The organism is Paraburkholderia fungorum (assembly GCF_046027605.1).
Classification (GTDB): domain Bacteria; phylum Pseudomonadota; class Gammaproteobacteria; order Burkholderiales; family Burkholderiaceae; genus Paraburkholderia; species Paraburkholderia fungorum_F.
The window spans coordinates 514,389-528,466 of sequence record NZ_JAQQEF010000002.1; the positions used below are offsets into that span (position 1 = coordinate 514,389).

The window sequence follows — 14,078 nt, forward strand, 5'->3', positions numbered from 1 at the left end:
ACGTATATGCCAGTGGAGGGGGATTGCATCAAGGGCAACGCAATCAGGGGCTTATACAGGGCTTGCAATCAGACAGACACGAGGGAACGCACCCGCACGGGGCATGGGTAAGACATGCACCGAAGCGGCGCATGAAAGACCAGGCACCGGACGGGTGCGGCTCAAATTCAATGAACGCAAGGCCGGGCCGCCGGGGCGTCCCGCCACAGTTGCAGCGCGGCCTGCAGGTCTTTGACCACGGGATCCCAATCATTCAATTCCCGCTGCCGGAACAGGCGCATTGACGGGTACCATGGGCTATCCGTTCCGCCGGTCAACCATCGCCACTCCGAATAGGCGGGGACCAGCACCCAAACGGGAAGTCCGGCCGCACCGGCGAGATGAGCAACCGACGTGTCGACGGTGATCAGCAGATCGAGGGTCTGCAGTATTGCCAGAGTGTCGGTGAAGTCGTTGATTGCGGGGCCCAGCGTGTACACGTCGTATTCATGCGCCAGGTCTTCGCTTTCACGCTCGCGATCGCCTTTTTGCACTGAATACCACGTGATCCCGCTAAGCCCGAACAGGGGCCGTAGTGCAGCTAGCCGAATAGACCGGTAACGGTCGAGCGCGTGTTGTGGGCTACCTGCCCAAACCACGCCGACGCGTTTGTTTTCGGCATGTGTTCTGTCCGTTGAAGTCGTTTCGAGACGAGCCTGCCATTGGCGCCGCTTTTCGGGCGTCGCTGTCAGATACGGCATGGCGACGGGGAGCATCGGTACATCGAGTTTCATATGTTCCGGCATCCTTAGCATGGTGCACCAGTAGTCGTACGGTCCGGCCGGCATGGTAGTGAATGCGGCTCGCACGCCCGTCATACGGCTCGCCAGTGCTGCTACCGGTTCACTGACGAGTACATCGACGGTGGCCTGTTGCTGGTGCAGCCATTCTGCGAATCTGATGAACTGAATCTGATCGCCGAGCCCTTGTTCGCCCACCAGCAGGAACCGGCAACCCGCAACGGCTTCCCCTTTCCACTCTCGAAAGACCGGCCGGACCCGCTCCGTTTGCCTGTCCGGCAGGTCATGGAACCATTTGTATCGCTTCCAGCCTTCTTCGAATTCACCCAGGGCAAGCAGCACGCCCGCAAGATGGAATTGCATGTGTGGGTTATAGGGCAGAAGCCGCGCCGCTTCCACACTGTGCGGACGGCTGTCGGCGATTCTGCCGCTGATGCTGAGTGCGCGCGCCGCATTGTGATGGAGGAGTGCGTGGTGCGGATCGATAGCGAGACCTTGCCTTGCGACACTGAGCGCGTCGTTGAAACGATCGCTTGTGTTCAGTACGACGGCGAGCGCTTTCAGTGCGTTGGCGTCGCCGGCAAAACGGGTTCGTATCTTCGCGATCGCATCGTCAAGCTGCTGCGTGTGGCCGGCCTTCGCGAGTACGGTAATCAGACCGAGTCCGTCATTCAGGCTGTCCGGATCGAGCGTCCATGCGCGGTGCCAGTAGTGCACGGCGCGATCGGACTGTCCAAGTTGCGCATGGATGCGGGCGAGCGCCCGAAGCGCATGGTGCAACCCCGGTTCGATATCAATCGACTTCTCATAGTGAATGATTGCCTCCGTGAGGTGGCCGGCTTGCCGCAGGCAGTCTCCCAGATTCCTGTGAAGACTGGCCGTACTGCCCGCAAGGCGGATTGCGCGCCGATAGAACGCTTCAGCCGATGTGTGATCGCCCATCGACGCAGCAAGCAGGCCCGCGTGCTCCCCTATGTCAGCCCGCTCCGGGGCGACCTGCAGTGCCTGCTCCAGGTAGCCGCGAGCCTGCTCCATGTCGTTGGTATGAACGCACGCGAGTCCCAGGCGATGCAGCGCGTGAGCGTCGCGTGGACGCACGCTGAGCACCTTCCGGTAAGCGACGATTGCCTCTGTCATACGCCGGGCGGAAAAATGCGCGTCCGCGCGCGCGACGAGCGTCTCGATGTCTCTGTCATCGTGATTGAAACGGGGGATTCTGAAAATCAAAAGGAGGTCCTGATACAAGCGTGTCGTGCGCGGGAAGTCGCCCCTGCGGTCCGCGACAGGGGCGGGGATGTCATTCCGGTGTCGCAGTCTTATTGCGTGTAGGCCGCCAGAACGGAAGCGCCGCGGACGGTTGCGTTAGTGGCGCTCACGATGCCGTAGTAAGTCCCTGACGCCGGGTTGGAGAGGGTGCAGGTCGCATTCGCACCCTTGGTCCAGGCGGTCCCGCACTCCGGATGGAGCACGGAAGGCGTGCCCGCTCGGAGATACAGGGTTCCGGTTTCGCCGTTGGCGCCAGGTGAAAGACTGAAAGTGAGGCTCTTTGCGCCGGCAGGAACGTCCAGCGCGAAATACCGCATATCGCCTGAGCTTGCCGAGAACGTTGTCGGAACATTGGGACTGATGTCCGTAATGGCCGGTGGAATGACCCGGAACGGGCGCGTCAGGCGGCTGACGGCTCCGGTGTTATCCGTCACCGTGAGAGTGACTTCGTAAATGCCGGGATAGTCGTAGTTCACGGTTGGATTGACCGATTGCGTACGCGTCAGATCAGCGCCACCCGTGCCGAAATTCCACGACCATGACTTGATCGGCACACCCCTCGCGCTAGAGAGGTCGGTACATGACACTTGCATCAGCGTCGTACTTTCCACGCACTTGAAGTCCGCCGCCGCGGGAATCTTTCCAGATCTCGCGGCAACGACAGTTGCGTTCGCATCCAGAATGCCGCGCCCGAGCGCCTGATCCGGCTGACCGGTAGGAAAGGGCTGCGCATTCTGCGCGAGCAGGGTTCGCATTTCCGCGGCGCTCAGGGGCTTGGGGGCCACAGACTGGGCGAGTGCGATAACGGCGCTGACCATGGGCGTCGCCATCGACGTGCCGTTCATGAACGCATAGGCTTCAGCCCGCGGCGCCATGGTCCCGCTGTTGTAAGTGGACCAGATCGAGTCGGCCGGCGCCGCGAGATCGACGCCTGCGCCGAAGTTTGAACCGATCCACCTTGCGCCATAGCGATTGCTGCCGCCGACATTGATGACGTTGCGGCAATTAGCGGGCTCGAAATTGGTTGCGCTGGTCTGATCGTTGCCCGCTGCCGCGGTCACCACGGCGCCCTGACTGACGGCATAGTCGATCGCGTTCTGGAATGTCGTTTCGCAGATTCCGTTGCCGCCCAGGCTCACATTGATGATTCTCGCCGGGTGGGCGTTGGCGGGCACGCCCGGAATACTGCCGCCCGCGGCCCAGACGATGCCGTCGGCGATATCGGACGTATAGCCTTTCCCGCACCCGTTCATCACCCGGACCGGCACGAGCTTCGCGGCGGAAGCAATGCCGGCGATACCGAGGCCGTTGTTGGCCTGCGCGGCCATGATGCCCGCGACATGCGTGCCGTGCCACTGCACCGAACACGTCTCTGTTGTGATGCCCGGATTGCTGCCGTTGCCGCCGCGGTTGTTAGCGGTGAAATCGTAGCCGGGCAGGATGTTGGCATCCAGGTCGGCATGACTCGTTACGCCGTTGTCCACTAACGCGATCACGGACCCGGACCCGCTGGCAATATCCCACGCACCCTCAGCCCGAATTCCCGGATAGGGCGTGGAAGGTTTCAGGTTCGAGGCCAGACTCCACTGCCTGAAATACTCCGGATCGGTCGGAACCATGGTTGTCGACATTTCCGTATCGGGTTCGACATAGTCGACGTTGGGGTCCGATGCGATAGCGCGCATGAACGACCTGGCCTCTTTCGCCGTCAGCTTGCGTTCCGTTGTCAACACGTCGGCGCCGGTGCCCAGGCGGCGCATGTGGCGCGCCTTCGACGGGAAAGCGTTTGCCAGCCGGTCAAGTTTTGACTGGACCGCCGACGCCGCGCCGCGTTCGGCGGTGCCGGTTTTGTACTTGACAATAAAGCGGTCGCTGGACGCCTCTGGCGACAGGCTGGTCATATTCATCTTCAGCGCCGTTTCCAGTGGAAGGGTGTCCGAACTGACGCTGCTCGCCGCCGCCGCGACTGCCTCTTGAGCGGCGGGAGCCGTATCGCTGGCGCTGCTCGCACCGCACGCCGCGAGTGCGAGCGCAAGCGAAATACAGGCCGCGCCGGCTAATACACCGCGCGCGCCTGCTTTGGAGCACAGCATGCCCATGTAGGCCGTTGTTCTACGAGAGCCGTTCCGCACGCTCTCATCTCTCTTGTGTTTCACGTTTTATTCCTGGTACGACATACAGAAATGATTGCCCCTGTTTGATGAAGTAGTCGTACTGCGGTCATCAGTGGTGTCACAGCCCTGAGCCGCCATCTGATCAGACGGCGCAGACTGTTTTTAGACGGGATTAAGATTCCTAACTAATGACCGTTGGTGACGGCTGCGTGGTACGTGACCTTCTACGGCTGTTAGTCAGCCAGTCAGGTTCTTGTGTTTGGATGGGTGCAGGATAGCTTGACTAGGATCATAAATATCCTGATTGATTTAAACAATCAGGAGTTTCTATTTGTCCGTCAGATAACTTACTTGTCGCGTCAGACTATCGACGTGTGCGCACGCCAGCCAACGAATCAAATCGGTCGGGCGACTAAGGCGGGAAGGGGGAATGGCCGGAATGGCCGAGGGAATCGCGTGCAGTCGCGTGGAATTGCGCGTATGCGCACTGGGTGGCACGCGTTGCGCCGGCGAGGGCTAAACGAAGGCTTGCTCGCTGCCGCGTCCGCAAGCGAGCATCAAAGCAAAGTCCGTCCCATTCAATGCCATTTCGCGTAACTGCGTGGCGAAAAGAAGAGACTCACCATGATCATGGCGGCAATGCTAACGGCCAGCATGACCCAGGCGGCTCCGAACCCGCCCGTCCAGCTCCGGACCATGCCGGCAAAAACGGGCGCAATGGCCGCAACAACAAAGCCGACCCCTTGCGTAAACGCGACGAGTTTTCCGGCCACGCCGGGGTGCGTCGAATGGTCCATGGCAGTCACCAGCGTCAGGGAGAAGGTTCCGCCAAGTCCGGCGCCGGCAACCCCGACCCACACCAACGGCGCGGTATCGGGCCAGAAGATCAAGCCGAGCAAGCCGACCAGCTGCGCCGACAATCCGACGATTAACCAGGGGCGCCGGTCGCGAAACGGTGCGGCGGCAAGCGGCAGCAATAAGGCCGCAGCGGCCTGAAACACCGTCATGCCGGCAAGTAGCGAACCGCTATCCGCGACACTCGCGCCATGCTGTTGATAGAACGCCGGCAACCACGCGACGAGCGTCGTATAACCGCCGTTGACGATGCCAAAATACAAGCCAAGCGTCCACGCGCGCCGCTTGCGCCAAAGCGAAAAAGCCATCGTGTCTGCCGAAGCGGGCTGTGCCACGGGGCCATGCGAAGGTCCGCGGTTCAAACGCAGCCAGCACAGCAACGCCGCGACAGCGGGAAGTGCCCAGACCGCAAGCCCCGCATGCCACGACCCCAGCGCTGCGCTCACCCACGGACTCAGGCGCGCCCCGAGGCCACCACCGCCCATGATCGATGCCGAGAACACCCCCATCGCGAGCGGTACGCGTGCAGGGAAGCGCTGCTTCATGACGGCGGGCAGCAGCGCCTGGATCGCCGCGACACCGACGCCCGCGAGCACAGCCGTCGCGAGAAGCGCTGCGCCGCTGTCGGTCGACCAGCGGGCGCCGCAGGCCAGCGCGATCGCCAGCAAGCCGAGCGCAACGCCGCGCGTTTCACCGATTGACCGCCTGAGCGCGCCGGCGCCGAATGCACCGATACCCATCGCGACGACCGGCAAGCTGGTCAGCAACGACGCGCCGTAAAAGCTGAGCCCGGTGGCGTCGCGGATCGTCGTCATCAACGGGCTGATCGACGTCAGCAGGGGCCGCAGATTGACGCCGATCACGACAATCGCGGAGAGCCACAACGCGTCCCGCCACGTGAGCGCGCGAGATGCGTCGTTGGCGTGGGTTCGGGTCGGGCTGGCGCTGGAGTGCGAATTCACAATGATCCTGAATGCGGGAGTAAGCGATGTCTTGCCTGCGGAAGAAGGGCGCTGCGCGACCGGCGGCGGCAAGACGGTAACGAGGCTCGGACAGGTGGGAAAAAGCCTGTGTGAGTCCGTTTTGGTCAACCATAATAACTTAAAATGGTTAACCATTTTTCTGATGTCCGGTATAAGTCCCGGCACCTGCGGATGGCGTCCGCCACCTCGCGTCGCTACAATGCCGGGCGATATCTCCCTGTTCTCCGTCACTGAATTCATGGCAACCCGTTCCTCGTGTCCGCCGTCCGTCGATAGCGGCGCACCCATCCACAGCGCGCCAGGCGACGACTCGATCAGCGTCGAGGAGCGCATTTATGCGTCGATCACCGGCGCGTTGTTGCAAGGCCGTTTGCGGCCGGGCGCGCAACTGGTGGAGCGCGATCTCGCCGCGGCGTTCGGTTGCACACGCGGCGCACTGCGAAAAGTGCTGGCGCGGCTGGGCTTTGAGGGCAAGCTGGTGCTCGAGGCGAATCGCGGCGCGTTTGTGCCGTCGCCATCGGAAGAGGACATTCGCCAGGTGTATCGCGCCCGGCAGATTGTCGAGGCGGGCATCGTCGCGGCTTTATGCGGGAGTTTGAGTGCGGCGCACAAGCGGCGCCTGCGCGCTCATGTGCGCAGCGAAGAGAAGGCGTCGCACGCCGGCGCGCTAGAGGAATCCGTGCGGCTTGCCGGCCAGTTTCATGTGTTGTTGACGGAACTGGCAGGCGGCACGGAATTGCTGGGCCTTGTTGGGCAACTGGTCGCGAAGACCGAGTTGTACAAGGCGTTATTCGATCCGTCGAAGGGTTCGACCTGCTCTGCGGACGAGCACATGCAGATCGTGGAAGCGCTCGACGCCGGCGACCTGCATGCGGCACTGGCGGCGATGCGCGAGCACCTGTCGGAGTTGGAGGCGCGCGTGGTCGCGCAGGTACGCAAGCGTGCCGCCGAAGAGGATCTCGGTGCGGTGTTCGGGGTGTAAAGAAGGACGAAGCGAAGAGACGCAGCGAAGAGACGCAGCGAAGAGACGCAGCGAAGAGACGCAGCGAAGAGACGCAGCGCGGTGCGCGAGGGTGCGCAACTCATGCGACGCCGCAGCGCGCCGCTCAGGCTCGAGTCAACGAGTCCAGCCGGAGGAGGCGCGCGAAAGGCTTCGCGAACAACAAACCCACGATGGGCCACGCAAAAACCGATCAGAAATCTGTTAGATGAGCAGCTAAATCAGCAGCTCAATGAGCGGTCAGCGTGCCGCCAGCCTTAACGGCGACGGAATTGCGTATTGCGTGCGCCGCCGCCACCGGTGGCGCGCTCGTCTTTGTGACGGAAATTGATCCGGCCTTTGGTCAGATCGTAAACCGACAGTTCCAGCGTCACGCGGTCGCCCGCGAGAATACGGATATGGTTCTTGCGCATGCGTCCGGACGCGTAAGCGCCAACTACGACGCCGTTGTCGAGCGTCACACGGTAACGGCTATCCGGAAGTACTTCGTCGACGATACCGTCAAGTTCAAGCAGTTCTTCTTTCGCCATGCATAACTCCTGGTCGATGGGATAAGGGGTGTTGCGTCGTTTGGCGAGGCCGCCCGGCACAACATCTGATACGGTGGGCAGTTGGCTTTCAGGCCAGCTGCGTTGCGGTAACAGCCGATTCGCTGATATTACCGCTCAAAGATCGGCAACGGACTGGCCGTCTACACGGCCGTCGATCAATTGCTCGGCGTGGGCCATGCACGCAATGCGCGCCTTGCCCGTGCCGTCGAACGGAAACAGGTACTGCAGACGGAACACACGGCCGTCGGCCGCCGGATTGGCGCCTACGCGGCAGATGCGCACCGAAGCGTCGTAACCGGCGTCCGGATTGCGGCTCGTCTGGCCGTCCGCCGGGCGGCGCGGATAGACGAGCGGGTGAATTTCATAACCTTTGTACGTTTTGACCACTGAATTCATGAAGCACGTGTCCTGTATTACGTGGCCCTCGTGTCACGCGTGTTACGCGCGGCACGACGGGCCCGGCGGCGCAGCACCCTGGGGCGCGCCGCCATGGAAAAAGGTTGGCACAGGCCCGATGGCAAGGGCATGAGCGCGGCCGCGCAAAATCGCGGATTCGATGGAGAAGAAACACGCTGATGTCGCGCAGACATCGGGCGCGTAAAAGCTGAACAACTCAGCTGCACAACTCGCGACGGCGAATGCAGGCGGCGCATTGCCGGAGTGACGGGATCGCTGACAGGCAGCGGTCGAACAGTCGGGGGTGGTGCGGAGACGCCGATTGATACTGTGCTTGGTACTGCCGCTTGTATGGGCCGCGTATTGCTGATAGTACGGATGCGGAATACAGCTATTCCAATATGATGCACTAAATAGGGCTAATTGGATAGCAAAAAGTTCGACGGGCGGGCAAATCGCCCAGCCGGCGGGCTTTGGGCAAGAAACGGGCGCCGCGCGCGGCACCCCGGAGTATGACTGTCACGCCGCGTGGGAGGTCGCGCGTGAATGCAACGCGAACGCGAGGCACGAGTTTACCGCCAACACGGACGCTGAGGTGCGGATCGAGCTGCGCTGCAAAGGTGGAAGGAAACGCCCAGGCGGCCTTCAGCGGGCGGTTTCGGCGACGCGCTTCTGCAGCTCGCGTGAAGCGGCGAGCGGAATGCGCGCATCGTCCCAGCCGGCCAGCCACTCGACTTCCTTCGACGTAAAAATCTGCCCGTGATTGCGCAGCGTGTATTGCAACGAATCGATGATGTGATTGCGGATGATTTCCGGCGTGCCTTTGTCATCGAGCACGGCACGAAACGCTTCGAGCGTGGCCATCTTTTGCTCCGTGGAAGAGTAGGTTCTTTATCGCACGAAAAAAAATGGCTCGCCAAGCGGACAAAAATCGCCGGGTGCGGACGCAACAACTGGAACGTGTGAGCAGCATGCCGTCGAGCACCCATCAAAGCCCCGCGCGCGATGCGGCCCCGCAATAAAATAGCCGCCGCGCGTGTCAGGATGCCATCGCGGTCGCTGCCACCGATTGGGGTCGTTACAATGGCGAGTTGCCGCGCTTAGGCGCCCGGTATCGTTGTGCTTGTCCCTTGTGCTTGTCCCGTTTGCCGGCCATGATTTCGGCGCGCCGGTTGGACCGACCCGAGTTGCGTTTGGCTCATAGGTCAAAACCAGCGCCGCATCCCTCGAACACTGCGATTTCTCAATGCGCAAGACAACCGTCCCTTCTGTGAAAGACCTGCTGCTGGACCGCTACGCACCCATTGCGGATGGCATCGCGGCGTTGTTCTATCCGTGCGCCGAAGTCGTGATTCACGACCTGCGCGACCAGACCATCGCGTATCTCGTGAACAACCTGTCGAAGCTCGAAGTCGGCGGCCCCTCGGTGCTCGATGAAGTCCACTACGCGGCGCGCGGCCGGACCATCGGGCCGTATGAGAAGCTCAATTGGGACGGCCGCCGCATGCGCTGCGTGAGCAACATCCTGTTCGACGACGACGGCAAGCCGGCCGGCATGTTGTGCATCAACTTCAACATCGCGGTGTTCGAGGATGTGCGCTCCACGCTCGATCTGTTCATCAAGGGCGGCAATCTGACGGACGCGCCCGCGGAGGAACTGTTCCGCGATGATTGGCAAGACCGCATCAACACCTTCCTGCATACGTGGCTGCGCGAGCGGCAGATCGGCATCAATGCGCTCACGCGCGAACACAAGCGTGAAATCGTCGAGGCGCTGCACGGGCAAGGCGCGTTTCGCGGCCGCAGTTCCGCCAACTATGTGGCCGCCGTGCTGACAATGGGGCGTGCCACCGTCTACAAGATTCTGAAGCAGATGAAAGAGGGCGGCTGACGGCCCTCGAATCGCGGTGGCAATCGTCCATTGCCCCGCGCATTATCGCGGCTGGTTCGCCCCGCCTTCGGTCTGAGCGCGTAGACGCTCTTCCTGGGCCCGCAACTCCGGCGTCAGTTCCGTGCCGAAATCATCGGCATCGAACACCGGCCGGATTTCGATCTCGCTCTCGCCCTCCATTGGATTGGGGCAGCGCCTGACCCAAGCGACGGCTTCTTCCATCGACTCGACCTGCCACAGCCAGAATCCTGCGATGAGCTCCTTCGTTTCCGCGAACGGACCATCGATCACGCTCCGCTGGCTGCCTGAGAAGCGCACCCGCTTGCCTCTCGCACTGGGGTGCAAACCCTCGCCGGCGAGCATCACGCCGGCCTTGACGAGTTCCTCATTGAAATTGCCCATTGCCGCAAGCAGCTCCGTGCTGGGCATTTTGCCGGCCTCTGATTCGCTTGTAGCCTTCACGATCACCATGACGCGCATTGTCGTTTCTCCTTGAGTGAGTTGTGGGAGCCGCTCGGACCCGGAATCGAATCAGGATCATAGCGGCCCTTACTGCTACGACGAACTGGAACGTCTGAAATCGACGTCGTCCAGCACGCTTTCTGGATTTCATGAACAAGGTGAGCGCGCGGGAATACCGCCGGTGCCTGTAACCAGAGGTGCTTTTCATGGCCCAGGCAGCCATGCATCGCCGCTGTGAATGGCGTGAGCGCAAGCCTGCCTCAATGATCTTTCTCGCGCCGGCACGGGTTTAAAATGACGGTCCCAACAAAACCACGTGCTCTGTTCAGAGGACGTCGGTCCGTTCAGGAAATTCCGTTGATCAGGACAGGAGTAGTTAAATGGTGCGTTATCGACACTACAAAGGCGGCATTTACGAGCTGGTTTGCGAAGCCACGCTGGAGTCCGATCCGACGGTCACGATGATCGTCTACAAAGCGAGCAATGATACGATCTGGACGCGTCCGGCTTCGGTGTTTTTCGAGCTGGTTGAAATCGACGGCGTCAAGGTGCCGCGTTTTGCACCAATCAATTAGGCGGGCTCGTTCGAGCGATTTTTCAAGGGAAATCGGATCCGGAGAACGCGCACCGTCAGCTCAATACAAACAGGAAATCTGAATGCGTCTATTGCTTGCCATCATTCTGCCGTGGTTTCAGTTCTTCACGATTGGCCGGCCGTTCGCCGGCATCATCTGCCTGATCCTGCAGATCACACTGATCGGCTGGATTCCGGCCGCGATCTGGTCGGTGTACGCGTTGAGCCAATACAACACCGACAAGAAAATCGCCCGGGCAATGGGCAACGGCCGTTAAGGCTGAATGCGATGCGCCTGGCCGCGCTGCTGTCATTCAATCGCGTCCGGCGCTTCGATCACCACGTCGGTTTCCGCAATCGCCACGCACGGCAGGATATAGCCTTCCGCTTTTTCTTCGCGACTCAGTCCCGGCCACTCGATCGTGTAGCGCACCCGCCCCATCGTCATTTTGCACAGGCACGTGCGGCACGTGCCGTTGCGGCATGAGCGCGGCAGACGCAGGTTCGCAAAACCGGCGGCTTCGAGGATCGTGAGCGAATCGGGCGCTTCGAAGTTTTTGCCGAGGGGCTCGACGCGAACTGAAAAAGCGCGTGGGCTGTCAGTCATGAGTGAAATCGATAAGAATGCGCGAAAGGTCGGACTTCGACTGTACACGGTGGCGGGCAGTCGTGCGATGCGCCGGTACTGTGGTCGAAGCTGCAAGACGGCAACTGGTCAGCGCTGAGCGAACGCCAGGATCGACCGGTCAGCCGCGCAGACGCTTCTCGACGTGACCACGTCAATGCAAAACGGCGATCGTTGCGAATCGCCGTTTTTATTGCATGCAGGTTTTAACCCTTTATCGTCGGCGGCGCTGCCCGGCTCGCAGTGGTAATGGCCGATCCAGCCACCCACGCGGGACGCGCGTGCGCACCCATTCAATGCGCGCCGCTACGCCGTAAGTACTTGTACACCGTGTTGCGCGCCAGTCCCAATTCGCGTGCTGCCGCCGACACGTTGCCGCTATGCCTGGCGAGCGTTTGCGCGATCAGCGTGGATTGCCATTCATCCATACGGGCGGGCGTTGCAGGCCTATCGAGCGCGCGTGGCGCGCCGTCATTCGCACGTGCCGCACCGAACCGCGAAGCATTGCCGCCTGCTTCGGATGCACCGCTCGTGCCGCCGTGACTGACACAATCCTGCAGAAAATCCTCCGGCAAATCCTCGAGTTCGATCTGTCCCGTGCCTTCAGCCATGATGCTCGCGGTGCGCAGCACGTTGGCCAATTGCCGCAGATTGCCTGGCCAGCGGCATTGCGCAAAGCGTTCCAGCACCTCATCGGACACCCGGCGCGGCAAACGCTCGCCATCCGGCTGCAACGCCAGCATGCGCTCGACGAGCGCCGCCAGATCGCTGCGCTCGCGCAGCGCCGGCAAGGTGACCGCCAGGCCGTTGATCCGGTAATACAGATCTTCGCGGAAGGTGCCGCCCTCGATCATCGTGCGCAGATTGCGGTGGGTCGCGCAGACGATGCGCAGATCGACCGGAATCGCACGCGTCCCACCGAGCGGCACGACGGTACGCTCCTGCAGCACGCGCATCAGGCGTACTTGCTGGGCGAGCGGCATATCGCCGATTTCGTCGAGGAACAGGGTGCCGCCATCGGCCTGCACGATCTTGCCGACGCTGCCGCGTTTTTTTGCCCCGGTGAACGCGCCGTCCTCGTAGCCGAACAACTCGGCCTCGATCAGCGTTTCGGGCAACGATGCGCAATTCAGCGCGACGAAGGGCGCGGCTCGCCGCGGCGAATCGTGATGGATCGCGCGGGCAAGCCACTCCTTGCCGGTGCCGGTTTTGCCCAGGACGAGAATCGGAATATCGCGTCCGCGCAGTTTGGCGACGCGCCGCAGGATTGCGGAAACTTGCGCGTCGCCGGTATCGAGCGTTTCGAGTGTGGCGAGCGGCGTGGGTTCGCCGGGCCGGGTCGCGGCACGCGTGCCGCGGGACGTGGCCGTACGCGCCGCGTCGGAAAAGCTTTCTGCCGAGGCAACCGAACCCACATAGCGCGGCGCGGCGAATTCGCCGCGCGCGACCACGCGCACACCGCTCGGCAGCGTCAGCAGAATATTTTCGCCTGGCGCGCGCGCAATCTGCTGCAACAACCTGGATAACGCCACGCCGAACAGTGCGTCGAACGGCTGCCGTGTCAGCTCGGCGAGCGGCTGCCCGAATTGAAACAGTGCGCTGCGATTCGCCGACAGGAACGTGCCGTCCGACGCGAACGCGGCGAGCCCTTCGTACAGCGTGCCGATGAATTCCGCGCGCGCGTGAAAGTGGATGCGAATGGCGTCGACGAATTGATTGGAGAACAGATGATTTTCGATCATCTGCGCCGACATCCGCACCAGCGCGAGCGTGTGCTTGTGAAAGCCGCGTGTGTCGCCGCTGACGTCGAGCGCACCGATGGTGCGCCCGAACGGATCCGCAATGGGCGCGCACGAACAGGTGAGGATGCGGTTTGCGTGCAGGAAGTGCTCGCCGGCGTGCACGACAGTCGGCTGGCCGTCGACGAGCGCGGTGCCGATCGCGTTCGTGCCGCGATCCGCTTCGGCCCATGACACGCCCGGACACAACGCGACGCGATTGGCTTTTTCGACGAAGTCGCTGTCACCGAGACTGTGGAGAATCACGCCATGATTGTCAGTGAGCAGCACCATGCTTTGCGTGTCGACGATCTGCGCGTGCAGCGTCTCCATCACGGGGAGAGCATGGGTATAGAGCGACTGGTTGCGATCGACGAGCTCGCGCAGCGCGGGGCGGCGCAGCGGATGAAAGTCCGGCGTTTCCGACGCCCGCAGGCCGACTTCGAGCGAGCGTGCATGAGCTTGCGCGATGACATCTGGCCGACCGATGGTGGGCGGCGTGGCAGGACGATGGCTCAAGACATGTCTCCGGTTATCGGACCCGGCGGGTGCGTTGCCCGCCGTAGCGTTGCGCAGTGCAGCATAGGTGCGTGCGGCCGAACACCGATATTACAGGACGAAACAGGACCCTGGCGAAAGCCGCCCGGCGGGGACCAGCCGCGTCGCCCCGCAGGGGAGCGGTGCCTCAAAAGACCACGTCGGGCACCAAAATCAAGCAAACGAAAAGGAAAACTTGCGCCGCGCCCGAACTCGTCTACAGTGAATCAAATCACCTCCGCGGGGCGCGAAGTACGGCGGCTCGCA

General features: G+C 62.0%; 13 protein-coding genes. 4 read left to right on the forward strand and 9 right to left on the reverse strand.

The window, feature by feature from the left end; translation table 11 throughout:
- Positions 1-167: 167 nt before the first annotated feature.
- From PQR53_RS05660 to PQR53_RS05670, 3 genes are all read right to left on the reverse strand, one after another.
- Entirely contained in the window at positions 168-2,006 is a 1,839-nt protein-coding gene (locus PQR53_RS05660; protein ID WP_408451596.1) for a tetratricopeptide repeat protein, read from the reverse strand.
- 89 nt (positions 2,007-2,095) lie between these two features.
- Positions 2,096-4,201 carry a S8 family serine peptidase gene (locus PQR53_RS05665; RefSeq protein ID WP_408451597.1) on the reverse strand — a complete coding sequence of 702 codons (2,106 nt, stop codon included), beginning with the start codon at positions 4,199-4,201 and terminating at the stop codon, positions 2,096-2,098.
- A gap of 536 nt (positions 4,202-4,737) precedes the next feature.
- A complete protein-coding gene (locus PQR53_RS05670) occupies positions 4,738-5,976 on the reverse strand; it encodes a cyanate transporter (RefSeq protein ID WP_408451598.1) in 1,239 nt (412 codons plus the stop codon).
- Between the two features lie 259 nt (positions 5,977-6,235).
- Here PQR53_RS05670 and PQR53_RS05675 point away from each other — a divergent pair, with 259 nt between their 5' ends.
- Positions 6,236-6,979 carry a GntR family transcriptional regulator gene (locus PQR53_RS05675; RefSeq protein ID WP_408451599.1) on the forward strand — a complete coding sequence of 248 codons (744 nt, stop codon included), beginning with the start codon at positions 6,236-6,238 and terminating at the stop codon, positions 6,977-6,979.
- Between the two features lie 275 nt (positions 6,980-7,254).
- Here PQR53_RS05675 and infA read toward each other — a convergent pair whose 3' ends face one another.
- The 3 genes from infA to PQR53_RS05690 form a co-directional block, all read right to left on the reverse strand.
- Complete coding sequence (gene infA, locus PQR53_RS05680; RefSeq protein WP_012427521.1) at positions 7,255-7,527, reverse strand: translation initiation factor IF-1; 273 nt, start codon at positions 7,525-7,527, stop codon at positions 7,255-7,257.
- A 135-nt stretch (positions 7,528-7,662) separates the two neighbouring features.
- Positions 7,663-7,944: a hypothetical protein gene (locus tag PQR53_RS05685; RefSeq protein WP_035557986.1), complete on the reverse strand. Its 282-nt coding sequence runs from the start codon at positions 7,942-7,944 to the stop codon at positions 7,663-7,665.
- A 645-nt stretch (positions 7,945-8,589) separates the two neighbouring features.
- Positions 8,590-8,808: a hypothetical protein gene (locus PQR53_RS05690; protein WP_323045116.1), complete on the reverse strand. Its 219-nt coding sequence runs from the start codon at positions 8,806-8,808 to the stop codon at positions 8,590-8,592.
- A 382-nt stretch (positions 8,809-9,190) separates the two neighbouring features.
- Here PQR53_RS05690 and PQR53_RS05695 point away from each other — a divergent pair, with 382 nt between their 5' ends.
- Positions 9,191-9,835: a helix-turn-helix transcriptional regulator gene (locus PQR53_RS05695; RefSeq protein ID WP_408451600.1), complete on the forward strand. Its 645-nt coding sequence runs from the start codon at positions 9,191-9,193 to the stop codon at positions 9,833-9,835.
- Positions 9,836-9,877: 42 nt separating this feature from the next.
- On the opposite strand, the gene PQR53_RS05700 is transcribed toward PQR53_RS05695, so the two are convergent.
- A complete protein-coding gene (locus PQR53_RS05700; RefSeq protein ID WP_408451601.1) occupies positions 9,878-10,315 on the reverse strand; it encodes a YciI family protein in 438 nt (145 codons plus the stop codon).
- 362 nt (positions 10,316-10,677) lie between these two features.
- Between PQR53_RS05700 and PQR53_RS05705 the strand changes: the two genes are divergently transcribed.
- Both PQR53_RS05705 and PQR53_RS05710 read left to right on the forward strand, forming a co-directional pair.
- Complete coding sequence (locus PQR53_RS05705) at positions 10,678-10,872, forward strand: DUF1653 domain-containing protein (RefSeq protein WP_408451602.1); 195 nt, start codon at positions 10,678-10,680, stop codon at positions 10,870-10,872.
- An 82-nt stretch (positions 10,873-10,954) separates the two neighbouring features.
- Entirely contained in the window at positions 10,955-11,149 is a 195-nt protein-coding gene (locus PQR53_RS05710) for a YqaE/Pmp3 family membrane protein (protein WP_028194701.1), read from the forward strand.
- Between the two features lie 32 nt (positions 11,150-11,181).
- On the opposite strand, the gene PQR53_RS05715 is transcribed toward PQR53_RS05710, so the two are convergent.
- On the reverse strand, positions 11,182-11,478 hold the full coding sequence (locus tag PQR53_RS05715; RefSeq protein ID WP_408451603.1) for a 2Fe-2S iron-sulfur cluster-binding protein: 297 nt from the start codon (positions 11,476-11,478) through the stop codon (positions 11,182-11,184).
- Between the two features lie 311 nt (positions 11,479-11,789).
- On the reverse strand, positions 11,790-13,793 hold the full coding sequence (locus PQR53_RS05720; RefSeq protein ID WP_408451604.1) for a sigma-54-dependent Fis family transcriptional regulator: 2,004 nt from the start codon (positions 13,791-13,793) through the stop codon (positions 11,790-11,792).
- Positions 13,794-14,078 lie beyond the last annotated feature (285 nt).

Bases quoted from the DNA above. Each gene is read 5' to 3' on its own strand.
- PQR53_RS05695 (WP_408451600.1), top strand. From the start codon at position 9,191: ATGCGCAAGACAACCGTCCCTTCTGTGAAAGACCTGCTGCTGGACCGC.
- PQR53_RS05690 (WP_323045116.1), bottom strand. From the start codon at position 8,808: ATGGCCACGCTCGAAGCGTTTCGTGCCGTGCTCGATGACAAAGGCACG.
- PQR53_RS05705 (WP_408451602.1), top strand. From the start codon at position 10,678: ATGGTGCGTTATCGACACTACAAAGGCGGCATTTACGAGCTGGTTTGC.
- PQR53_RS05700 (WP_408451601.1), bottom strand. From the start codon at position 10,315: ATGCGCGTCATGGTGATCGTGAAGGCTACAAGCGAATCAGAGGCCGGC.
- PQR53_RS05675 (WP_408451599.1), top strand. From the start codon at position 6,236: ATGGCAACCCGTTCCTCGTGTCCGCCGTCCGTCGATAGCGGCGCACCC.
- PQR53_RS05715 (WP_408451603.1), bottom strand. From the start codon at position 11,478: ATGACTGACAGCCCACGCGCTTTTTCAGTTCGCGTCGAGCCCCTCGGC.
- PQR53_RS05685 (WP_035557986.1), bottom strand. From the start codon at position 7,944: ATGAATTCAGTGGTCAAAACGTACAAAGGTTATGAAATTCACCCGCTC.
- infA (WP_012427521.1), bottom strand. From the start codon at position 7,527: ATGGCGAAAGAAGAACTGCTTGAACTTGACGGTATCGTCGACGAAGTA.
- PQR53_RS05710 (WP_028194701.1), top strand. From the start codon at position 10,955: ATGCGTCTATTGCTTGCCATCATTCTGCCGTGGTTTCAGTTCTTCACG.